The 20,939-nt window shown below is 64.1% G+C and carries 20 protein-coding genes; 10 read left to right on the top strand and 10 right to left on the bottom strand.

Going from position 1 to position 20,939, the window contains the following annotated elements; all coding sequences use genetic code 11:
• Positions 1 to 132 precede the first annotated feature (132 nt).
• The 3 genes from BM118_RS00440 (at position 133) to BM118_RS00430 (ending at position 4,368) form a co-directional block, all read left to right on the top strand.
• Positions 133 to 1,266 carry a glycosyltransferase family 4 protein gene (locus tag BM118_RS00440; RefSeq protein ID WP_092184148.1) on the top strand — a complete coding sequence of 378 codons (1,134 nt, stop codon included), beginning with the start codon at positions 133 to 135 and terminating at the stop codon, positions 1,264 to 1,266.
• A gap of 115 nt (positions 1,267 to 1,381) precedes the next feature.
• Positions 1,382 to 2,932, top strand: coding sequence for an undecaprenyl-phosphate glucose phosphotransferase (locus BM118_RS00435; RefSeq protein ID WP_177233900.1), 1,551 nt, complete (start codon positions 1,382 to 1,384; stop codon positions 2,930 to 2,932).
• Between the two features lie 179 nt (positions 2,933 to 3,111).
• On the top strand, positions 3,112 to 4,368 hold the full coding sequence (locus BM118_RS00430; protein WP_177233899.1) for an O-antigen ligase family protein: 1,257 nt from the start codon (positions 3,112 to 3,114) through the stop codon (positions 4,366 to 4,368).
• Here the strand turns inward: BM118_RS00430 and BM118_RS00425 are convergent.
• Complete coding sequence (locus BM118_RS00425; RefSeq protein ID WP_167771056.1) at positions 4,337 to 4,813, bottom strand: MarR family transcriptional regulator; 477 nt, start codon at positions 4,811 to 4,813, stop codon at positions 4,337 to 4,339. The two genes, BM118_RS00430 and BM118_RS00425, sit on opposite strands and share 32 nt — an antisense overlap.
• A 147-nt stretch (positions 4,814 to 4,960) precedes the next feature.
• Here BM118_RS00425 and BM118_RS00420 point away from each other — a divergent pair, with 147 nt between their 5' ends.
• Positions 4,961 to 6,157 carry an FAD-dependent monooxygenase gene (locus BM118_RS00420; RefSeq protein ID WP_092180751.1) on the top strand — a complete coding sequence of 399 codons (1,197 nt, stop codon included), beginning with the start codon at positions 4,961 to 4,963 and terminating at the stop codon, positions 6,155 to 6,157.
• A gap of 203 nt (positions 6,158 to 6,360) precedes the next feature.
• On the opposite strand, the gene BM118_RS00415 is transcribed toward BM118_RS00420, so the two are convergent.
• Genes BM118_RS00415 through BM118_RS00405 form a run of 3 tightly spaced genes read right to left on the bottom strand, consistent with a single transcriptional unit; the run spans position 6,361 to position 9,159 of the window.
• Positions 6,361 to 7,539: a saccharopine dehydrogenase family protein gene (locus BM118_RS00415; protein WP_092180748.1), complete on the bottom strand. Its 1,179-nt coding sequence runs from the start codon at positions 7,537 to 7,539 to the stop codon at positions 6,361 to 6,363.
• A 9-nt stretch (positions 7,540 to 7,548) separates the two neighbouring features.
• Positions 7,549 to 8,331, bottom strand: a complete 783-nt coding sequence (locus BM118_RS00410) for a DUF169 domain-containing protein (RefSeq protein ID WP_092180745.1) — start codon at positions 8,329 to 8,331, stop codon at positions 7,549 to 7,551.
• Between the two features lie 60 nt (positions 8,332 to 8,391).
• Positions 8,392 to 9,159 (bottom strand): YdcF family protein, encoded by a 768-nt coding sequence (locus tag BM118_RS00405; RefSeq protein WP_092180742.1) that lies wholly within the window; start codon positions 9,157 to 9,159, stop codon positions 8,392 to 8,394.
• Positions 9,160 to 9,327: 168 nt separating this feature from the next.
• On the opposite strand from BM118_RS00405, the gene BM118_RS00400 reads away from it, so the two are divergent.
• The 3 genes from BM118_RS00400 (at position 9,328) to BM118_RS00390 (ending at position 11,233) form a co-directional block, all read left to right on the top strand.
• Positions 9,328 to 10,269, top strand: a complete 942-nt coding sequence (locus BM118_RS00400; RefSeq protein WP_092180738.1) for an acetamidase/formamidase family protein — start codon at positions 9,328 to 9,330, stop codon at positions 10,267 to 10,269.
• Positions 10,270 to 10,470: 201 nt separating this feature from the next.
• Complete coding sequence (locus tag BM118_RS00395; protein ID WP_007603456.1) at positions 10,471 to 10,668, top strand: hypothetical protein; 198 nt, start codon at positions 10,471 to 10,473, stop codon at positions 10,666 to 10,668.
• Positions 10,669 to 10,741: 73 nt separating this feature from the next.
• Positions 10,742 to 11,233, top strand: a complete 492-nt coding sequence (locus tag BM118_RS00390; protein ID WP_177233898.1) for a GcrA family cell cycle regulator — start codon at positions 10,742 to 10,744, stop codon at positions 11,231 to 11,233.
• A gap of 311 nt (positions 11,234 to 11,544) precedes the next feature.
• On the opposite strand, the gene BM118_RS00385 is transcribed toward BM118_RS00390, so the two are convergent.
• The gene (locus BM118_RS00385; RefSeq protein WP_092180731.1) at positions 11,545 to 13,023 is read right to left on the bottom strand and encodes a porin; all 1,479 of its coding nucleotides are present in this window, start codon (positions 13,021 to 13,023) and stop codon (positions 11,545 to 11,547) included.
• 412 nt (positions 13,024 to 13,435) lie between these two features.
• On the opposite strand from BM118_RS00385, the gene BM118_RS00380 reads away from it, so the two are divergent.
• The gene (locus BM118_RS00380; protein ID WP_177233897.1) at positions 13,436 to 13,942 is read left to right on the top strand and encodes a MarR family winged helix-turn-helix transcriptional regulator; all 507 of its coding nucleotides are present in this window, start codon (positions 13,436 to 13,438) and stop codon (positions 13,940 to 13,942) included.
• Positions 13,943 to 13,957: 15 nt separating this feature from the next.
• Here the strand turns inward: BM118_RS00380 and BM118_RS00375 are convergent, their stop codons facing one another.
• From BM118_RS00375 to BM118_RS00365, 3 genes are all read right to left on the bottom strand, one after another.
• Positions 13,958 to 15,073 (bottom strand): alpha/beta hydrolase family protein, encoded by a 1,116-nt coding sequence (locus tag BM118_RS00375; RefSeq protein ID WP_092180725.1) that lies wholly within the window; start codon positions 15,071 to 15,073, stop codon positions 13,958 to 13,960.
• Between the two features lie 274 nt (positions 15,074 to 15,347).
• Positions 15,348 to 16,319: an SDR family NAD(P)-dependent oxidoreductase gene (locus BM118_RS00370; RefSeq protein WP_092180722.1), complete on the bottom strand. Its 972-nt coding sequence runs from the start codon at positions 16,317 to 16,319 to the stop codon at positions 15,348 to 15,350.
• Positions 16,320 to 16,580: 261 nt separating this feature from the next.
• Positions 16,581 to 17,489 (bottom strand): dihydrodipicolinate synthase family protein, encoded by a 909-nt coding sequence (locus BM118_RS00365; protein ID WP_092180719.1) that lies wholly within the window; start codon positions 17,487 to 17,489, stop codon positions 16,581 to 16,583.
• Positions 17,490 to 17,816: 327 nt separating this feature from the next.
• Here BM118_RS00365 and BM118_RS00360 point away from each other — a divergent pair, with 327 nt between their 5' ends.
• Complete coding sequence (locus BM118_RS00360) at positions 17,817 to 18,056, top strand: hypothetical protein (RefSeq protein ID WP_027547402.1); 240 nt, start codon at positions 17,817 to 17,819, stop codon at positions 18,054 to 18,056.
• A 131-nt stretch (positions 18,057 to 18,187) separates the two neighbouring features.
• On the opposite strand, the gene BM118_RS00355 is transcribed toward BM118_RS00360, so the two are convergent.
• Positions 18,188 to 19,162: an alpha/beta fold hydrolase gene (locus BM118_RS00355; RefSeq protein WP_143099394.1), complete on the bottom strand. Its 975-nt coding sequence runs from the start codon at positions 19,160 to 19,162 to the stop codon at positions 18,188 to 18,190.
• Positions 19,163 to 19,283: 121 nt separating this feature from the next.
• Here BM118_RS00355 and BM118_RS00350 point away from each other — a divergent pair, with 121 nt between their 5' ends.
• Positions 19,284 to 19,907: a TetR/AcrR family transcriptional regulator gene (locus BM118_RS00350; protein ID WP_177233896.1), complete on the top strand. Its 624-nt coding sequence runs from the start codon at positions 19,284 to 19,286 to the stop codon at positions 19,905 to 19,907.
• A 120-nt stretch (positions 19,908 to 20,027) separates the two neighbouring features.
• Here the strand turns inward: BM118_RS00350 and BM118_RS00345 are convergent, their stop codons facing one another.
• Positions 20,028 to 20,921 (bottom strand): RES family NAD+ phosphorylase, encoded by an 894-nt coding sequence (locus BM118_RS00345; protein WP_244550026.1) that lies wholly within the window; start codon positions 20,919 to 20,921, stop codon positions 20,028 to 20,030.
• Positions 20,922 to 20,939 lie beyond the last annotated feature (18 nt).

Here is a 20,939-nt window from a genome sequence, read left to right as displayed (position 1 = left end):
CGCTGGGTTAATCGGGCAATCCCGCGACCAGCGCACGCGTGCTCGTCATCGTTTGTTAACCACGAGGCCTCTTAATCCGTCTCGATATTTCGACAATTGTTCGGCATTCGCCGTCGAGCGCTGGTTCAGATCATGCCCCCCTCTCCCGACCGGCCGCTCCGCATCCTGCACGCCGTGCGCGCACCCGTGGGCGGCATCTTCCGCCACATCGTCGACGTCGCCAACGGCCAGGTCGATCGCGGCCATCATGTCGGGATTCTCGCCGACAGCCTCACCGGCGGCGAGCGCGCCGACAAGGCGCTGACCGAGCTTGCGCCGCGGCTGAAGCTCGGCATGCACCGCATGGCGATCCGCCGCGAGCCGTCGCCCGACGATGTCCTGGTCTGGCTGCGGATGCGGCGGCTGATCGCAAAGCTCAAGCCGGACGTCATGCACGGCCACGGCGCCAAGGCCGGCGCCTTCATCCGCATGCGGCGGCGCACCGACGACACCATCCGCATCTACACCCCCCATGGCGGCTCGCTGCACTATCCACTCAACACCATGAAGGGCGAATTCTACGCGCGGCTCGAACGGTCGTTGATGGGCGCGACCGACCTGTTCCTGTTCGAGAGCGCCTTTGCCCGCGACACCTATCAGCGCATCGTCGGCACACCGAAGGGCGTGGTGCATTGTGTCTTCAATGGCGTGACCCCGGAGGAATTCGAGCCTGTTATCACCACCGAGGATGCCACCGACCTCTGCTATGTCGGCGAGTTCAGGCACATCAAGGGCGCGGATCTGCTGGTCGATGCCGTGGCGCGCCTGCACGAAGGCGGCAAGAAGGTCACCCTCACGCTCGGCGGCGACGGCGAGGAGACGGCAGCGCTGAAGGCGCAGGTCGAGAGGCTCGGCCTCTCCGGCGCGATCCGCTTCATCGGCCACGTCAAGGCACGCTACGGCTTCTCCAAGGGGCGGCTGCTGGTCGTTCCCTCGCGCGGCGATTCCATGCCCTATGTGGTGATCGAGGCGGGCGCGGCCGGCATTCCCATGATCGCCGCACGCGTCGGCGGCATTCCAGAGATCTTCGGCGCGGAGAGCCCGGCCCTGTTCGCGGCAAGCAACGCCGAGGCGATGGCGGAAGCGATTGCGGCCGCACTCGCCGATCCGCAGGCGACAGCGCAGCGCGCATCCGCCTTGCGCGAGCGCATCTCCGCGCATTTCTCCCAGCAGGCGATGGTTGACGGCGTGATCGCGGGCTATCGCGACGCATTTGCCAATCATTAACCATCGTTAAGGTCGCTTTAGAGAATCTTCCGATTTGTCCGATAACGAAGTGCGGGGGATGCTCGCCCGGGGTGCAACGCTGCGCCGCGGGTTTTTGGAATGGACGTGGACGCCCGTGGAACAGCTCAACGCACGCTCGATGCTCGATGCCGCGACCAGTGCCGCGGGGAAGCCGGCTGATCAGCCCTTTGTGGAGCGCCGCCGCCGGCTCTCTTCCGCCGCGCTCGACGTCGTCAACCAGAAGGTCGCCCGCGCCTATTCGCCGATCGTGATCACCGGCATCGTGCGCCTTGCCGACTTCGCGCTGCTGAGCCTCGTCGGCATTGCGGTCTATGTCGGCTACGTCATGCCGCTGGCCGGCTCCTTCAGCTGGGTTTATCCGGCGGAGATCCTCGCCGTCGCGGTCGCCGCCGTGGTCTGCTTCCAGGCCGCCGACCTCTACCAGGTGCAGCTGTTCCGCGGTCAACTCCGGCAGATGACGCGGATGATCTCGTCCTGGTCGTTCGTTTTCCTGCTGTTCATCGGCATCTCCTTCTTCGCCAAGTTCGGCAGCGAAATATCGCGGCTGTGGCTTGCCGCCTTCTATTTCTTCGGGCTCGTCGCGCTCATCGTCGAGCGCCTGGTGCTGCGCTCGCTGGTGCGGGCCTGGGGGCGCGAGGGCCGGCTCGATCGCCGCACCATCATCGTCGGCTCCGACAGTAACGGCGAGCAGCTGGTTGAGGCCCTGAAGGCGCAGGAGGATTCCGACATCCACGTGCTCGGTGTGTTCGACGACCGCAGCGACAGCCGCGCGCTGGACACCTGCGCCGGTGCGCGCAAGCTCGGCAAGGTCGACGATATCGTCGAGTTCGCCCGCCGCACCCGCGTCGATCTCGTGCTGTTCGCGCTGCCGATCTCGGCGGAAACGCGCATCCTGGAGATGCTGAAGAAGCTCTGGGTGCTGCCGGTCGACATCCGCCTCTCCGCCCACACCAACAAGCTGCGCTTCCGTCCCCGCTCCTACTCCTATCTCGGCGAAGTCCCGACGCTCGACGTGTTCGAGGCGCCGATCACCGACTGGGACCTCGTGATGAAATGGCTGTTCGACCGCCTCGTCGGCGGCCTCGCGCTGCTCGCGGCCCTGCCGGTGATGGGGCTGGTGGCACTGGCGGTGAAGCTCGACAGCCCCGGCCCGGTGCTGTTCCGCCAGAAACGCTTCGGCTTCAACAACGAGCGCATCGACGTCTACAAATTCCGCTCGATGTACCATCACCAGGCGGATCCGACGGCCTCGAAGGTCGTGACCAAGAACGATCCGCGCGTGACCCGCGTCGGCCGCTTCATCCGCAAGACCAGCCTCGACGAGCTGCCGCAGCTCTTCAACGTGGTCTTCTCCGGCAACCTCTCCCTGGTCGGCCCACGCCCGCATGCGGTGCAGGGCAAGCTCCAGAGCCGGCTGTTCGACGAAGCCGTCGACGGCTATTTCGCGCGCCACCGCGTCAAGCCCGGCATCTCCGGCTGGGCCCAGATCAACGGCTGGCGCGGCGAGATCGACAACGAAGAGAAGATCCAGAAGCGCGTCGAGTTCGACCTCTATTACATCGAGAACTGGTCGGTGCTGTTCGACCTCGTCATTCTCCTGAAGACGCCGGTCTCGCTGCTGACCAAGAACGAGAACGCGTATTGAATTGAGTTTCTCCGTCATGCCCCGCCTTGTGCGCAGTTGCGCACTGGGGCGGGGCATCCAGTACTCCGCGGCGCCAGCCGTTTCCGCAATAGACGCCGCGGAGTACTGGATCGCCCGGCCAAGCCGGGCGATGACAGCTGTTTTGTGGCGTATGAGTTGCGTAAGCGTATGAGCATGTGATGGCGTATGCGGCGACAGCCGGTGGAGTGAACGTAGCCGCACCGGCTGCGCCCGGCGTGCTGGCGCTCCAGCGCGCGCTGGTGTGGCTGGTCGGCGCTTCCGGCGCCATCGTCTTCATCGAACCCAGCCCCTACGAGATCGTGACGCTGCTCGCCACCGTCGCCTTCTTCGCCACCGGCCTGCGCCTGCGGCTCGCGCTGATGCCGCTGCTGCTGATGCTGGTCCTGCTCAATGTCGGCTACACCATCAGCGCGATCCCGCTGTTCGATCAGCCCGAGGTGGTGAGCTGGATCGCGACCTCCTGGTACATGGCGGTGACCGTGGTGTTCTTCGCCATGATCACGTCCGAGGACACCGAGGCGCGGCTCGACATGCTCCGCCGCGGCCTCGTGGTCGGCGCGATGATTGCCTCGCTGGCGGCGGTCGCCGGCTACTTCCACCTGGTTCCCGGCGGAGACGACCTCCTCACGCTGTACGGACGTGCGCGCGGAACGTTCAAGGACCCGAACGTGCTCGGCGCCTTCCTGATCCTGCCGGCGCTGTTCGCGCTCCAGAGCGTGGTCTCTGACAAGCTCGGCAAGGCGTTCCGCAACGTCATCGCCTTCGGCATCATGTCGCTGGCGATCCTGCTCGCCTTCTCCCGCGCCGCCTGGGGCGGGCTGGTGCTGACCTCCGCCTTCATGCTGGCGCTGATGGTGCTGACCAGCCGCACCAATGCGCAGCGCTCGCGCATCGTCGTCATGGCGATCGTCGCCGCAGTGCTGGGCCTCGCGCTGATCGCGGTACTGCTCTCATTCGATTCCACCGCCGAGATGTTCAAGCAGCGCGCCAGCTTCGACCAGAGCTATGACGAAGGCCGCTTCGGCCGCTTCGGCCGGCACATCCTCGGTGCCGAGATGGCGCTCGACCTGCCGTTCGGCATCGGCCCCCTGCAATTCCACCGCTTCTTCCCCGAGGACACCCACAATTCCTACCTCAACGCGTTCATGTCCGGCGGCTGGCTCTCCGGCGTGTGCTATCCCGCCCTGGTCTTCACCACCATCATCATGGGATTCCGCCACATCTTTGTCCGTGTGCCCTGGCAGCGTGCCTATCTCGCGGTCTTCTCCGCCTTCGTCGGCACGGTCGGCGAAAGCTTCGTGATCGACACCGACCACTGGCGGCACTTCTGGATGATGCTGGGCGCGATGTGGGGCATGATCGCAGCCGCACAGGCCTACAAGATCAGGTCTCGCGACGAAGCTTCTTCAGCTTGAGATCGGGGCGCTTCTCCGGCGGCGTGTCCAGAAGGCTCTTCAGCGCCTCGGTGGCCGCGAGCACGCCCTTGTAGCCCTCGGTCGCGAAACGCAGCAGCAGGCGCAGCTCCTCGTCGGAATAGGCACCAAACACCTTCTCCATCGCCTGCTGCATCGGCACGTAGAGCTGGCCGATCTTCATCGCCTTCTCGGGCACCACGGAAATGAAGACCTTGCGGCGGTCCTTCTCGTCCCGTTCGCGGCGCACCAGGCCCGCCTTCTCGAGCCGGTCGACCACGCCGGTGATGGCGCCCGTCGTGAGGCCCGTCACCTCGGCGAGCCGGCCTGCGGTAACGCGTCCCTCGAGATAGAGGATGTCCATGCATTCGAGATCGGAATTGGCAATTCCCGCCACGTTCGCAACGGTTTGGCCATAGAGCACGCCCTGCGCGGACGACCGGCGCATCGCCTCCTCGAGCTCCTGCAATAGCGTTGTGCGCGCCTTCGTCCTTGACAAGGCCGGCCTCATATCTTAGTCGATTTATATCTTAGCCACTAAGAGATTTAGCGACCGTAATTTCTCCTAGCACCACGGAAACGTCGGGAGCAAGCCATGTCCAACCGTCCCCGCAAGGCCCTGATCATCGGCGCCGGCATCGCCGGGCCTGTCGCCGCGATCCTGCTCCGCCGCGCCGGCATCGAGGCCGAGATCTACGAGGCCTGGCCCTATTCGAAGGGCATCGGCGGCGGCCTCCAGATCGCGCCGAACGGCATGCATGTGATGGACGAGATCGGGCTCGCAAACGAGCTGATCAGCCGCGGCTCGGTCGCGGAGGCCTTCGACTTCTATTCGCAAGGCGGCCGAAAGCTCGGCTCGATCAATCGCGATATGGAGCGCCGCTTCGGCCAGCCCGCGGTGAACGTCTGCCGCGCCGCGCTGAACGAGATGCTGATCGACAAGGCCTGGTGCGCCTGCGTCTCGCTCTATTTCGAGAAGCGCCTGATCAAGATCGAGGATCGCGGCGACCAGCCGATCATCGCCTACTTTGCCGACGGCACCACCGCCGAAGGCGACTTCCTGATCGGCGCCGACGGCGTGCATTCGATCACGCGACGCCAGGTGGTGCCGGACGGACCCCAGCCCTTCGACACCGGCCTGATCGGCTTCGGCGGCTTCGTGCCGCACGCCGTGCTCGACGGCAGGCCGGTCGGTCGGCACGTCGAGACCACGTTCGGCCAGAGCGGTTTCTTCGGCTACGGCTATTGCAGCCCGGATCCGAACGACGGCGTGATGTGGTGGAGCACGCAGCCCGCGCACGGCATGGACGCGGCGATGTTCCGCGCGCTCGATGCGTCGACGCTGAAGCAGCATCTGCGCGGCTTCCATCGCGGCTGGCACGATCCGATCCCCGACATCATCGAAGCGGCCGAGAACATCGTGGTCACCGACACGCTTGATGTCGCGACCCTGCCGACCTGGTCGCGCAAGCGCTCGCTGCTGATCGGCGATGCCGCGCATGCGACCAGCCCCCATGCCGGCCAGGGCGCTTCGCTTGCTCTGGAAGATGCGATGCGGCTCGCGCGGCTGATGCAGGACGGACAGGAGCTCGGCGCCACCTTCCAGGCTTTCGAGGCCGAGCGGCGCCCGCGCACCGAGAAGATCGTCGCGATGGCGCGGCGCAACGGCAACAGCAAGCGCGAGTTCAGCGCCACCGGCGCGTGGGTCAGAAATCAGATGATGAAATGGCTCTTGCCGTTGGGCGCAAAGGGCATGGACTTCATGTACGCGTATGACGCGCGCGCGGTGTAGCGATTGATGCTGTCATGCCCCGCGAAGGCGGGGCATCCAGTACGCAGCAGCCTCTCGGCCCAATCACTGTTGCCTCTGGAATACTGGGTCGCCCGGTCCCGGCTCCGCCAAGGGCTTCGCCGGGCTTTCGGTGTTGGGCCGGCGTAGCTTTAGCGAAGACGGCAAGCCGGGCGACGACACCGTGATTTGGGCGTTCAACCGCCCTACCCCTCCACCCCGAACGTCAGCCCCGCATGCTCCTGCAGCCGCTTGATCAGCTTGTGCTGCATCGCCGCGCCCGGCGTCCAGATGCCTCCGGGCACGTCCGTCGCATCGCGCAGCAGGCAGATCGCGCATTCGGAGATCATCTTCGAGGTCGAGCCGTAGCCCGGATCGCGGTCACCGGTGACGCCGGCGCGGACCATGCGGCCGTCGGGCGCGACCGCGACATAGAGCAGATTGAAGAGCCCCTTCTCGCGCTCCTCCTTCGACGGCCCCTCGCCCGGCTTCGGCGCATTCGGACCGGTCTTTTCGGCGTTGGCGGCCATCACGCGCTTCGCATTGGCCTCGCCCTTCTCGCCGGGGCCGGTCAGGACCATCTCGTCGTAGACGAACTCGCGGCCGTAGGGAAAGCCCATCAGCATGTTGGAGCGATGGACGTTGCGCGTGTTGATCAGCGCCATCATGAACGGCGCGGTCCAGGACTGCAGATCCTCCTCATAGGCTGCTCGGTTGCCCTTCGGCTGCTTCGGGCCGGTGAAGCCGGGCGTCAGCGCGAAGTGATCGTTGAGAATGGCGACAAGGCTGAGATCCTTGGCGACGGCATCGAAGGTCGCTTTCGCGCTCGCCGCGGTGCCGCCCGACAGCGTACCGCGCATGTCCCGCACGCGGCCCTTCACGCGCGCAGCCGGCGTGCCGAACACGCGCCTGGCCTCTTCCTGCACGAAGAACGTACCGAGCTCGAACGGCACGGAATCGTAGCCGCAGGAGAACACGATGCGCGCGCCGCTCGCCTTGGCCGCCGCCTCGTACTTGTCGATCATCTGCCGCATCCAGACGGGCTCGCCGCAGAGGTCGAAATAATCCGTGCCGCCAGCAACGCAGGCCGCGAGCAGCGCTTCGCCATAGAGTTGATACGGACCGACCGTCGTGATCACCGACTTGGTCTGCGCGACCATTGCCTTCAGCGAGGCGGCATCGGACGCATCGGCCACGATCAGCGGCGTATCCGCGGGCGCGCCGATCGCGTCGCGCACCGATTTCAGCTTGTCGAGGCTGCGGCCCGCCATCGCCCATTTCAGCGCCTTGTCGTCCTTGTAGTGCGCTGCCAGATATTCGGCGACGAGCTGGCCGGTGAAACCGGTCGCACCGTAGACGACGATGTCGAATTTCGCAGAGCTCATGACTGGCCTTTACTTTTTCGCGTAACTCACGCCCATGCCGGCACGGACGTCGCTTTGAATGCCATAGGGCGGAATCGGATAGCGCAGGCCGTTCTTCGCCAGCGCCTTCATGCCCAGGGTCGCCTTGGCGAGATGCTCAGGCTTCAGGGCCATCAGCATCTCCTCGTCCGGCACGCCGCCATAGCGCCGTTCGGCATAGCATGGCAAGGACAGGCTGGGCTCCCCGGTCTTGAGCGCCCGCCCCCACGAATCCGCGCAAGCGGTCTCCCCGACCACGCCCCATTCGAACTTCCTGTAGCCGGTATATTGCAGGCCGTTGATCAGGATGATCATCTGCCCGGGCGTCGCATAGACGAGACAGATGTCGGGCGGATCGAGCCGGCCGCTGGCGAGCGGACTGACCGCGAGCGCCTGATAGTGCCCGAACGGCACCACGTCGAGCGCCTCCTGGCGCTTGCGTGCGTCCTCCGCCGTGCCGTGCCAGACCCCGACATAATTTTCGCCGGCGAGCCATTTGTCGTCCTGTGGCGCAAGGCCGATCACTGCGCGGCACTGGCTACCTACGAGATCGTCGGCGGTGATGCCGACGGTCCACCCCAGACGCGCGGCCATGCTGACGATCTGGTCGGTGGTGTGGATCGCGTTCGGCCGCCGGATTTTCGGGATCGCTTCCATGTCCGCGGCGCGTGCAAACAGCTTCATGCCGATCACCGTGGTCTTCAGCCGCAACAGGCCGTTGAGATCGGCGACGAGGCCGGCAAGATCGATCGTCTCAGCGCTCTGCTGTTGCATGGCGTCCTCCGGGCCGGCGATCGAGCGCCGGTGCTGTGTTCTTGTTTTGCGCCTCTGGTTCTAGTCCTTGCCCGGCCCCGGAAGCAACTCGCCGGTCCGGCCCATGACACGGTAAGTCAACAGGCCGATCCATTCGCGCACCGCCACGTCGACCCTGGCGAGACCGTCCCCGCTAACGCGGGTGAACGTGAAGAGATCGTCACGCCCGCCCATTCGCCAATCCACGGGATAGGCTTCGACGTCGAACTCGGCCGTGCGAAAGATCCCCATCGAACGCGGCATGTGAAAGGCCGACGTCACCAGGAGCCAGCGCTCGCCCGGCTTCTGCGCCACCAATTGCTTGGTGAAGATCGCATTCTCCCAGGTGTTGCGGGAGTCCCGCTCGAGGATCAGGCGTTCCCTGGGTATGCCGAGACCTTCCAGGATCGGCGCGGAGTAGTCGGCTTCCCTGCTCTCGGTCGAGACAAGGTTCGCTGTGCCGCCGGTGAAGACGATGCGCGCATTGGGGTAGCGGCGCGCCAGCTCGGCCGCCGCCAGCAGACGGTCGGCCGCGTGCGAAACCACCGGCGTGCGATGCGCCGCCGACAGATCGGTGTCGACGGAGCCGCCGAGCACGATGATGCCGTCGGGCGCACCGCGCGACGCATCCCATGGCGGAAAGCGCGACTCCAGCGGATAAAGCAGAAGATTGCCGAGCGGCGAGGACGCGGCGAGCGCCAGCAGGACCAGCGTGGTCACCGCAAGCTTGCGGCCGAGCGCCGCAAAGCGCGTCAGCATCAGCACCAGCGACAGGATTCCGAGCTCGACCAGAAGATTGATCGGCAGCAGCGCAGTGCCGAGAGTCTTGGAAAGAACGAAATACAGGGGAGCCTCGCTGGAATGATCGTGTCATGCGCGGGCTTGACCGGCCCGTCCATCTTCAGAAATCTTCTTGAAAGAGGATCGATCGCCCGGTCAAGCCCAGGCATAACAAGCAAAACCGAACGGACGCGGCAAATGAACCATCACCACCTGCATTCCAGCCCCGAGACCTGTCATTGGGGCTTCTTTGAAGCCGCGCTCAAGCCAGTGCTGACGATCAAAAGCGGCGATGAGGTGACCGTCGACAGCATCAGCGGCGGTCCGGACGTGCTGCCCGACCGCAACACATTTCACATTCCGCCGGAGATGTTCGAGGTTCATGCCAGGAACGAGCGCATGCTGCCCGGCCACATCCTCACCGGGCCGATCGCGGTCGAGGGGGCCGACCCCGGCGACGTGCTCGCGGTCGAGATCCTCGACGTCCAGCTCCGGCAGGACTGGGGCTGGAATCTGATCAAGCCGCTATCCGGCACCCTGCCCGACGATTTCCACGAGACGCGCATCCTCAACATCCCGCTGGACCGGACGCGGATGGTGGGCCGCATGCCCTGGGGCCTCGACCTGCCCCTCAAGCCGTTCTTCGGCGTGATGGGCGTTTCGCCGCCGCCGGCCTGGGGCCGCATCTCCTCGCTGGTCCCGCGCGCCATGGGTGGCAATCTCGACAACAAGGAGCTCGGTGCCGGTGCGACATTGTATCTGCCGGTGTTCGTCCCGGGCGCGCTGTTCTCCTGCGGCGATGGCCACGGCGTGCAGGGCGACGGCGAGGTCTGCGTCACCGCGATCGAGACCGCGCTCCAGGGCCGCTTCCGCCTGACGCTGCGCAAGGACCTCAGGCTCGACTATCCCCGTGCCGAGACGCCGACGCACTACATCACCATGGCGATGGACCCCGATCTCGACCAGTGCGTGGTGCGCGCGCTGCGCGACATGATCGCGCTGCTCGGCGAGACGCGAAACCTGTCGCGCGAGGACGCCTACATGCTGTGCAGCCTGGCCGCCGATCTGCGGGTGACCCAGACCGTCAACGGCTCCAAGGGCATCCATTGCATGATCGAAAAGGCGATCGTGCACGGCTGAGCCGGCCGCGCCTTCCCCGACCTGTTGACGACACGCCGCCGCGCGATCGCTCGCGCGGCGCGCCGCGCCATGCCCGATTTCTCAAGCGATTCCAAGGGGCTGAGCCGTCGCCTTGCGCGGGATTTGACTTCCCCCCTCAAACCTAAATAGAGTCTTAATCGTTACTTTTATGTACCCGAGTAAGAGGCTAGCGTTCGGGCCATGGCCACCGAAAAAGCCGAGACTGACCGCATTCCCGTAACCTTGGCGCTCTCGACCATCACCTATCTGGAGAAACTGGTGAGACAGGGCACCCACGGCACCAGCGTTCCCGGCGTCGCACGTACCTTGATCGAGGAAGGTATCCGTCTCGCCATCAAGGACGGGCTTTTGTCGATTCGCGACAATGGCAGGACGTGAGCGCGCGCCGGACGTGAGGCGGACGGATCTCGAGAGGCGGATGGCCGACATCTGCAACCTGGGACCGTTACAAATGCCTGTGCTCTCACCGACTTCTTCACAGACTTGGACCGACGAACGAATCGAACTTCTGAAGCGGCACTTCGAGGCCGGCCTCTCCTGCCGCGAGATAGCCGCCGACATCGGCGTCAGCCGCAATGCCGTGATCGGCAAGCTGTCCCGGCTGAACCTCACGCGCGGACGCGCGGTCGACGACCGCAAGGGTCAAGACAGGAGCTTTGCGCCGGCGCGCGCGTCGAGGGCGGTGCCGCGGCTGCAATATGAGATGCTCGCCACCATCTACGGCGAGACCGACGCGCCCGTGGTCGCAGGTCCGATCGACGACGCCAATCGCTGCTCGCTGCTGGAGTTGTCCGAGAACCGCTGCCGCTGGCCGATCTCGACGCCCGGCGCAGACGATTTCTGCTTCTGCGGCAATACCGCGCCCGACGGCCAGTCCTATTGCGCCGGCCACAGCCGCCTCGCCTACCGGCCGAACTCGCGCGCGCGGCTCGCACGCGGCTGAGGCCGCAAGCTCATCACAAAACAAAAACCTCCGGCAGGGCATTGCCGGAGGTTCTGGAGGCCTGACATGAAGCCAGGAGCCGCAATGTTGTTATCGGCCACATTCCATATAGCTGAGTAGCTCACGTAAGTAAATAAGGATGGAAGCCGGCGGCACCGAATCCTCCCATGTTTCCCGACACGCGGTCGGATCGATTGTGCGCTGGCGCTTCGATCAGCCTCCGAAGGAAGCCGAATCGAGAGGACGGAGAGCACACAAAAAATCCCGGCGGTTGCCCGCCGGGATTCTCTGATCGATCCGAGAGTTCGATCTTAGAAGTTGCGCTGAGCGCGCAGCAGCATGGTGACCGAGTTCTGGTCCTTCAGCTCGTACACGGCCGCCGGCTTCGCAGCGGTGGCAATGCCCGGGCTCGCGATGGAGCCAGAGTACTTCTGGTCCAGACGCGACCAGCTCAGGTCGGCAGTGAACGCCAGGCCCTTGACCGGAGTCCACACGGTGTTGACACCGACAACCGCGAAGTTGAAGTCCGGATTGCAGGTCGCACCGGCCAAGGCGATCGCAGCGAAGTTGGTGCAGATCAGGGCCTTGCCCGTATTGCCGTACTTCAGCTGGGCATAGCCACCGTAGACGGCGCTCGCCCAGTTCGGGCTCCAGTTGTGGGTATAGCCACCGCGGAGGCCCCAGGTCTTGACGGTATCGATGCCGGTACCGGCGCCAAAGACGCCGTCGGAAAGACCGGCGAAACCGGTGCTCTGATACGCGCCGTTGCTGCTACCGCTGAACATGAAGAAGCTCTGCGGGAACAGGCTCTGGAAATTGTAGCGCGTTGCACCGTCCGTATAGACGGCCTGCAGGTTGATGACGTCGCCCGCACCGGTCGGGATGTTCTTGATCGCCAAAGAGCCCTGCACAGCCCAGCCCCACTTGTCAGAGGGGTGACCCGTGGATTCCGTCGCGCCGTAGTAGGCCGTATGGAGGTCATGTGCGGCAACCGAGAGCTGGGCCAGACCCCAGGCCTGGTCGACGCGCACCGCACCGATGATGTCAGGCGAACGCGTGCCGCCCCAGGCGTTGGCACCGTAGACGCCCGTCACGAACTGAGCGGCCGTACCCGACGACACGTTCCAGAGGTTCGACTGGCCGTTGGTCGCCGTCGTCTCATCCTGCAAGGCGAACGAAGCCGTGATGCCCTGGCCGAAGTCAGCCGTGTAGGCAACCTGGTTCACGCCGTTGGTGTGGTTCGAACCGCCCGGAATGGTGTCGGGACCGCCAGCCGGATAGCTCTGCCACGGGGCATCGAAGATCGAGACCGTGCGGCCGAAGGTGAAGCCGGCGAACTGGATGAACGCATGGTAGAGGCCGAGTGCGGCCGAACCGGTCGAGAACGTCGACGGGTTGCTGCCGGTGACCGACTGCGAATCCCAGGTGAAGACCATGTCGGCGTAGGTGCGGACCACGCCGTACTCGGTCGCCGTGCGCGTGTCGACGTTGAAGTCGAAACGAGCGCGGCTCATATAGTAGTTGGTCAGACGGTTGTTCGAGCCAGCGTTCGCGCCTTGCTGGAAATTATAGTCGCCTGCGCCGCCAAGGACCGCATCGGCGCGCAGATAGCCGCCGAACTTGATGCAGGTGTCGGTGCCCGGCATGTAGTAGAATCCGGCACCGTACAGGGAGCAGATCTTCACGTATTCGACCGCCTTGGCCTTCACGGGAAGATCGGCCGCCTGCGCCCCGCTCACGGCGATCAGACCCGCCGCTGAGCCGAGCAAGAGGCTCTTCACCAATTTCATATTCAATCTCCAAGTTGCTCATTTGCGAAGGAGCTCGAACCATTCCCGGCCCCTACGCTCTTTCGCTTTCAAAACCGCTCTGGGGGCTTCTCGACTTCGGACCCGCCGCATCGACGCGAGGGACTTGAGCGAACCACCTGCAACGGGACGATTGAGATTCCCCCACCGCCGGACTCAATATGCATAGGTCTCTTCGCTAATTAAAATAGTTTATTAGGTCAGCTATTGGATTCCAGCCACATTGTGTCGCAGGCGCAACACCGTCGTCCACGCCGCCTAATTGCTGATCAGCTCATATTTGTAAAATGACTGACACAATTACCTTGCCCTGCACTTGCATCAGGGCAGACTTGCGTGAACTATGGCCCTCCACGAACACCGGCCTGATGAGCCAGTTCACGGGAGTGACGCTGTGTCCGCAACGAGGAAAGAAGGAGCGCGCCTGCGCCCCATCGGCAATCTCGACATCATCAGGCGCTTCACCTGGGAGATATCGTCGATCAACATGTATCTGGAGGAGCTGCGTCAGTTCTGGGCGAAGACGCTCGGCATCAGCGGCCCGCAATGGCTGATCCTGATGGCGATCTCCGACCTCGACAAGGACGACGGCGTGCCCGTCAACGTGGTCTCCAGGCTGCTCCACGTCGATCCCTCGTTCGTCACCACCCAGTCCAAGCTCCTGGAGAAGAAGGGCTTGCTCCGCCGGCGGCCCTCGCCGACCGACGCCCGGGTCGTGCGGCTGTCACTGGTCGACAAGACCCAGAAGCACATTGCGAGCCTCCACGAGCAGTACAAGACGATTCGCGAATTCGTCTTCGAGGAGTTCGACGAGAACGAGCTGACGGAATTCACCGCCAAGCTCGCGACCCTGAAGAACCGGCTCGAAAAAGCCTGCGTCAGGATATCGCTCGACTACTGAGACGGAGGACCGCGCTCAGGTCCGCCGGCCGGCGGCGCCGAGTCGCGATTCCAGCCAGTCGAAGATGTATTCGTTGACCAGGCTCGGATTGTCCGCATGGGCCTGCGCCGCGCCGGTCTCCGCCGCGGTGAACACCTTCAGCACGATATCGGAGCTGCCGAGTCGGGATTTCTGGACGATCTGACGCGCCCGGTCGGCCTTGAGCCAGCCATCCTCGCCGAGCGTGATCAGCACCGGACAGTCGGCGCTGGAGGCCATCAGCGGCGCATGCGGCACCGGGACGATGCTGAGGTCGCTCATCGCGAAGCGGCTGGCGAAGAAGGATCGTTCGTGCAGATCCCACAGGCCGCCATCACAGACGGCGGCGGCGAGCCGCGGCTCCTGCAACACCGCGCGCGTCACGAAAGAGGATCCCCACCCGTCCGCCACGATGGCGACGCGATCGAAATCGACGTCGCCGCGCGTTTCCAGATAGTCCATGACGCTCGCGATCGAGCTCTCGAGGTCGCGGCGCTGCAAGAGCGTATCGGCATAATCGTCGCGCTGGTCGCCGAGCAGGTCCAGCGCGAGCATCGACAGTCCGCGCTCGCGCGCATGCGGCGCGAGCTTGAACAGGAATTCCTCCTTGCGGTGCCCCGGCTCGCCGATGCAGATCACGGTCGGGGCCCGCCCGCTCGCCGACGGCGCAGGCAGGAAATAGCCCTGCAAGGAATGATCGTCGACCCAGGGAATCGTCACAACCTCGCCGGCCGGACCGCGCGCCGCAAGATAGCGGCGGGCGCATTCCTGCATCGCCAGCACCGCGACCCAGCGGCGCTCGTCGGCCTGATCGAGCGGCATCGCCGCTGCGCCGTAGTAGTTCATCGCCCGCAGCCAATTGCGCTGCGCGGTCGCCATGTGGCCTTCCGCAAATGCGGCCTCGGCGCGATGGCGGTTGGCTTGCGCCAGCCTCTTCCACTCGCGATGCCAGGATTGCTCGTCGTCCCGCTTGAGCTGCCGCGCGATCATCAGGCATTCAGCGATCGTGGAGCCACCCTCCTGGGCTGCGGTCAGGAGCCGCGTGAATTCAGCGGAGATGTCCTCTCTCTCCGGGCACAGGGTCCAGTCGTCGGAGAGGCATGCGGGTATCATCGGGGCTGCGCTCTATCATCGCGTTACCCCTGATTCATTAAACTATTTTAATTCGCCAACCAAGCTGCGGCGCGCCGAACGCGGCCCGTTTGACATCACCATCGCTTGAACGATGCTTCAATGACAGACCATGTCCCAGCGTGACATTCCAATTCGTCATACGGCAATGAATGTTGGCAAGAGGTGGCACGTAAAATTGCCCGCGCACCTCTTGCCATGATGATCATCATACCCATATAGGCGCGCGTTCGCTGACAGTCTTAGCCAACCGGATTCAACCGAGCCGCCAGCCGACCTCCTGGGTCAAGCTTTCGTAGAAGGCGCGATCATAGGCTTGCTCCGGCGTGGCGCGGACGCGCTCGTCAAGGCGCTTGGCGTCCTCGCCCACAAGAATGCGCCAGCGCTCGGCCTTCACCCCGTCAAGGATGATCTTCGCGGCTTGCGCAGCCGTCGTCGGCGCATCCTCCAGGAAGCTGCGGGCCCGCTCGGCGAACGCCGCCTGGATATCCTCGTCCGACATCTTGTCGGCATCCGGCACGCCGGCCGCGACCATGCGCTTGCGGGTCAGCGCGACCTCCTCGGCGTTGAGCCGCTCCGACCCGTCCATGCTCTGCACCTTGCGCGAATTGGAGACGATCGAGGTGCCGATATGGCCGGGCATCACCACCGAGCATTTGACGTGCGGGGCGTGCAGGCGGAGGTCGTTGATCAGCGCTTCGGTAAATCCCTTCACCGCGAACTTGGCCGAGCTGTAGGCGGTGTGCGCCTGGTTCATGCCGATCGAGGCCCAGAAGCCGTTGACGCTCGCGGTGTTGACGATGTGGGCCTCATCGGCCGCGACCAGCATCGGCAGGAAGGTGCGCACGCCGAGATAGACACCACCCCAGCAGATGTTGAAGGTGCGCTCCCACTGCTCGCGCGTGTTGGTGAACAGGCTGCCGCCGCCACCGATACCGGCATTGTTGAACAGAAGATGGATCCGGTCGGTCTTCTGCTGTTCGGCAAGCTCGTCGCGAAAACGCTTCAGGTGATCCTCGATCGCGACGTCGGCGACATGCGTCGTGACGCGCAGGCCCTGCGGCAGCTTCTCGACCTCGCAGAGCCGCTTGGTCTCGGCCATCGCGGCCTCCGAGACGTCGCACATTGCGACATTGCAGCCCTCGGCCACGAGCTGCCGCGCGAGCTCGCGCCCCATTCCCGTGCCGCCGCCGGTGATGACCGCGATCTTTCCTGCAAAATCCTTCATGGGACTTTCGGCCCCTCCCTTGTCGGTATGTTTCTTCAGAGCATGATCCGGACCCGGAGGGCCGCGTTAGCGCAAAGTGTGAAGCGGTTTTCCGAAGAGATCATGCTCAACGATAGCCTAAAGCGCGATGATGATTCATCCCAATCTCATCGCGCTTTAGCGCCGCTGATCGCGGCGCGCGTGAAATGTAGCAGCGCCGCATCCGCAGGTAAAAGCGGATCGGCGCTGCCATCTTCGCCGTCGATTATTTCGGCGGACGGACTATTCGGCCGCCTCGACGCGCGGCCCGCCCAACGCGCCGAGTGCCTCCAGCGCCTTGCGGATCGCGGCCTGCTGCGCGCTTGATGCCTCCGGCATCGGCGCGCGCGGATATGTCCTGGGCAGGCCCTGGAGCGTCTGCGCATGGCGCGTGCAGGCCGGCAGATTGTCGGCGATGACGGCATTCCACAGCGTCAGCAGCTTCTTGTGCAGGTCGAGCGCGCGCGGATGATCGCCCGCCTTCACCGCATCCCACAGCGCGACGGAGGCATGCGGCGCCGCGGTCAGGATCGCGGCGATCGAGCCGTGGGCCCCGAGCGTGTAGGAGGGATACATCAAGGCATCGACCGCGCTGTAGATCAGCTTGTCAGGCGCCATGATCATCAGGTCGGCGAACAGCTTGAGATCGCCCGCGCTCTGCTTGACGCCAGCGACCAGCGGCACCTCGGTCATGATCCGCGTCAGCAGCGCCGGCGACAGATAGGACCACGGCACCACGTTGTAGATGATGATGGGCATTCCGGTCTCGTCAGCGATGGCGCGAAAGTGCGCCACCATCGCCTCCTCGTCCGGCTTGAACAGGTAGTGCACCGGCGTGACCTGGAGCGCGGCGACATTCATGTCGCGGACCAGCTTGCCGCGGCGGATCGCATCGCGCGTGGAGTCCACGATGATGCCGGCAATCACGGGAATGCGCCCCCTCACCGCCTCCACCGTCGCGGCCATCAGGTCGCGATATTCTTCGTGATCGAGCGTGTGTCCTTCGCCGGTCGAACCGCCGGCGGCGACGCCGTGTGCGCCGGCGCCGATCATCCAGTCGACCTGGGGCGCCACGAGCCCGAAATCGATCTCGCCGTCTTTCCGGAACGGCGTCGTCATCGGCGGGATCACGCCGGTCGGTCGTACCTTCATGGTCTGCCCTCGCGTTTCCTGTGGTGTTGCGGCAGCCCCGCTCTTTTGACGAGTGCCCGCAACGCCATGAATCGTATCGGCCGTGCGGGCCTTGTGAAGTGGCTCATACGCGGCGCGGCCCTGACAATCGATCATTCCTGGGGGTTCCTGCGGGTTCCCCGTATTTGTCCGGCTTCGGGTTAATGGCAATTTTTTTACAATCCGAATCGCCAAATGAAGGTGGACGCTATGTTGAGTCGTCCAGGCCAGCGTGTTGTTTGTGTCACAGGCTCTGGCACTCCGCTTGCATCCTCTTCGTGGTCAGAAACTACCGATGAGGTGACAGGAATGTTCGTGACCGTCGTTGCCGTGCTCTGCCGGCTTGGTGCATCTGCCTCGGGCGCTTGTGTCGAGGAAATCGTGACCGACAGCAATATGACGCCCGAAATGTCGATGATGCAGTGTGCAATCGGTGCACAGGCACCGCTTGCGAAATGGATGGGCGAGCATCCGATCTATCACGCCAACTGGCGCCTCGAGCGCTACAAATGCGTGCCGGGTCACTACGAGATCAAGGGCCACGCCTAAGGCCCCGCAAAACTACTGATACCAAGACGACCGAGGAAACGCCCCGGGGGCCGCCTTTCTCCTCCGCGCGGGCACCGGCAGCGCCAGACCCATCGCGGCGGGCGCTTTGTGACAATGGTCACGCTCTCCCTTCAGGCAATCGCACGCAAGATGATCGCACGCGCCTGCCGCCCCTCCGGCGTCGGCATCAGCACATAATTGTGAGGCTGGTCACGGAGCAGATGCAGCTCGACCGGCACACCCACCGCCCTCGCCCGCTCTGCAAGATCGACGCTGTCGGGATAAAGCAGATCGCGCGTGCCCGAGAAGATCGTCATCGGCGGCAGCGAACGGAACGCGCCGTTGAGCGGGCTGACGAAGGGATGGCCGACATCGAGCTCGCCGGCATAGAGGCGTCCCGCCTCGAGGATCCCCGGAATGTCCTGGATCGGATCGCGCGCCGCGATCTCGACCTGCTCCGGACGGCTGACCGACGCATCCGCCGCGGGCGAGATCAGCACCATCAGGTCTGGCTGCCGATGTCCGCGATCGCGCAGCCATTGGCAGGCGGCGAGCGCAAGGCCCGCGCCGGCCGAATTGCCGACCACCGTGACCTTTGCGGGCCCGGCATCTTCCAGCAGCATCCGCAACAGCTCGGCCGTCCCCGGCACGACATCCTTGGCGGTGGCGCGCGGCGCAAGCGGATAGATCGGCACGACGCAGCAGACGTTCGCCTGCCGCGTCATCTGGCCAACGAAGCGCCAATGCGCGGGCACGATCTCGTTGATGAAGCCGCCGCCATGCAGGAACATGACGTAGTTGCAGCCTTCATGCCCCGAGGACGGCGCCGTGTAATAGACCGGCCAGCCGCCCATCTTGGTCAGCGTCACCTCGACATCGCGGCCGAGTCCCGTCGGCTCGAACGAGGCCGGCACCAATGCGCGCTTCTGCACGTGTGCCTGCACGGCTTCGGCTGATGCGAGCTGCTCCTTGTAGGGAAGCAGCCCGAGCAGCATGTTGAAGACGCGACTTTGCAGGCTCGGTGCGGGATCGCGCCGGGCCGGTGGACCGAACACGCAACCAACCGGGCAAAACTGCAAGGCCGACACAAGTCTGGCAACGCTCATGGCCACATCCCCATCTGGCTCTTTCGACAGGGCGACAAAGAGGCTTGCCGACCCGCCGCCACTTGCCGATATAATGCGAGCATTCACTCGCTTTTCCTACTCGCATTCAGATCACAAGGCCGTGGCCCGCAAATCGCCCACAAAACCCCGGAAAAATGCCTCGCAGGAGCGATCCCGCGCCACCGTCGACGCGCTGGTCGAGGCAACTGCTCGCATTCTGGTCAAGGAAGGCTTTGAGAAGGCCAGCACCAACCGGATCGCCGAAATCGCCGGCGTCAGCGTCGGCTCGCTCTACCAGTATTTCCCGAGCAAGGAGGCGCTCGTCGCCGCCGTGATCGACCGCCACAACGAGGAGATCATGGCCATCGTCCGCTCGGCGCTGACCGAGGTCGCCGACCTGCCGATCGAGAAGGCCGTGCGCAAGCTCGTGACCGTCGCAATCGAAGCCCACCGCATCGACCCGAAGCTGCACCGCGTCCTCGCCGAGCAGATCCCGCGCACCGGCCAGCTCAAGGACGTCGAAGCCTTCAACCGAGAGGTCCACGCCCTCGTCCGCACCTATCTCGAAAGCCGCCGCAACGAGATGCGCAAGATCGACCCGGCCCTGGCCACCTTCATCTGCGTCAGCGCGATCGAGGCCGTCGCGCACAACACGGTGCTGAACCACGCCGAGATGCTCACGGAGAAGACGGTGCGGACGCTGGTGGACGAGACGACGAGGATGGTGGTGGGGTATTTGAGGTAGGTGGTCGCATTGCGCGGACGCTTCATTTGAAGGTCCGCAAGTTGTGTTGCGAGAGCAGTATCGACGTACAGACCGAGCGACAAATGGAGAAAGTAAGGCCACCGCGCCGCATGCGCAACGTTAGGTACGAGCCACCTCTACGGTCACTTTCGATACGTCATACAGTGTAACGGCGCCTGGAGCTGCCTTACTGGGATCGAAGAGCGCAAGGTTTATGCCGTCGCTCACAGAGCTACGGTAGATGACACCCTCGTATCGGCTTTTCTTGATGAACTCGCAGAGGTACTGACTGGGAATGTAGTCAATTGCCGCCCCCTGCGGCAGGACCGGTCTCGTTAGCTCTTCCCCCAAGCGCTCTAGAAAGGGGACATCCGCTCGCAATTGACCAATCGCGGTCGCGTCGGCAAGCAAGAATGGAGAAACCAGCTTACGCGGGTTTCTTAAGTCAACCGCCTTGATGGCAGGCAACGTGAAGTCCGCCACACATGCCACCTCGCCGGTATGCGGCCTCACTTCCGCAATAGCTGTCTCTGGTTTGGAGCCGAGATACAGATATGGAATGCCCGGCGGGTTTGCTCGTCCGTGTGTCGCCAACCGCTTGGGCGGCGCTCCCATCTGATCAATCGTGTATGTAGCTTCGCTTCGAATGCGGGCGCGGTACCATGTAGTCGGCAGTTCATCCGCAGGCAGAAAATCAAGAAGATTTTGGAGGCGATCGTTGTCGATAGCCTGCTCCAAGAACCACCGGTTCTTGTACATCATCTCATCGCGAAGCGCTTCCCACGTCACCAGCGCATTGCTTCTGTACGTTGACGATGGCACGAATGGCCTGCGGACAATATCTCCGTCATCTAGAATCTCGGAGAGAAGCTCTTTGGCATGAGCGATGTCCATTGACGGAAAAAGCGCCCAGTCCTCCTTCATCCATTCAACCAGCAACTTGCCATGCGGATCGGGTTCATAAATGTTCACCAAAAGCTCAAAGTAGTCGGCAAGCTCAGGAGGATCGACCAACTCAACGTTCGCGGCTCC

The organism is Bradyrhizobium sp. cf659, assembly GCF_900113725.1.
GTDB lineage: Bacteria > Pseudomonadota > Alphaproteobacteria > Rhizobiales > Xanthobacteraceae > Bradyrhizobium.
Note: the sequence above shows the minus strand (reverse complement) of the source record. Positions and strands in the feature narration are given on the sequence as shown.

Excerpts from the sequence above, each read along its gene's own strand:
- BM118_RS00440 (WP_092184148.1), top strand. The coding sequence starts at position 133 with ATGCCCCCCTCTCCCGACCGGCCGCTCCGCATCCTGCACGCCGTGCGC.
- BM118_RS00430 (WP_177233899.1), top strand. The coding sequence starts at position 3,112 with ATGGCGTATGCGGCGACAGCCGGTGGAGTGAACGTAGCCGCACCGGCT.
- BM118_RS00425 (WP_167771056.1), bottom strand. The coding sequence starts at position 4,813 with ATGCGCCGGTCGTCCGCGCAGGGCGTGCTCTATGGCCAAACCGTTGCG.
- BM118_RS00420 (WP_092180751.1), top strand. The coding sequence starts at position 4,961 with ATGTCCAACCGTCCCCGCAAGGCCCTGATCATCGGCGCCGGCATCGCC.
- BM118_RS00415 (WP_092180748.1), bottom strand. The coding sequence starts at position 7,539 with ATGAGCTCTGCGAAATTCGACATCGTCGTCTACGGTGCGACCGGTTTC.
- BM118_RS00410 (WP_092180745.1), bottom strand. The coding sequence starts at position 8,331 with ATGCAACAGCAGAGCGCTGAGACGATCGATCTTGCCGGCCTCGTCGCC.
- BM118_RS00400 (WP_092180738.1), top strand. The coding sequence starts at position 9,328 with ATGAACCATCACCACCTGCATTCCAGCCCCGAGACCTGTCATTGGGGC.
- BM118_RS00395 (WP_007603456.1), top strand. The coding sequence starts at position 10,471 with ATGGCCACCGAAAAAGCCGAGACTGACCGCATTCCCGTAACCTTGGCG.
- BM118_RS00390 (WP_177233898.1), top strand. The coding sequence starts at position 10,742 with ATGCCTGTGCTCTCACCGACTTCTTCACAGACTTGGACCGACGAACGA.
- BM118_RS00385 (WP_092180731.1), bottom strand. The coding sequence starts at position 13,023 with ATGAAATTGGTGAAGAGCCTCTTGCTCGGCTCAGCGGCGGGTCTGATC.
- BM118_RS00375 (WP_092180725.1), bottom strand. The coding sequence starts at position 15,073 with ATGATACCCGCATGCCTCTCCGACGACTGGACCCTGTGCCCGGAGAGA.
- BM118_RS00370 (WP_092180722.1), bottom strand. The coding sequence starts at position 16,319 with ATGAAGGATTTTGCAGGAAAGATCGCGGTCATCACCGGCGGCGGCACG.
- BM118_RS00365 (WP_092180719.1), bottom strand. The coding sequence starts at position 17,489 with ATGAAGGTACGACCGACCGGCGTGATCCCGCCGATGACGACGCCGTTC.
- BM118_RS00360 (WP_027547402.1), top strand. The coding sequence starts at position 17,817 with ATGTTCGTGACCGTCGTTGCCGTGCTCTGCCGGCTTGGTGCATCTGCC.
- BM118_RS00355 (WP_143099394.1), bottom strand. The coding sequence starts at position 19,162 with ATGAGCGTTGCCAGACTTGTGTCGGCCTTGCAGTTTTGCCCGGTTGGT.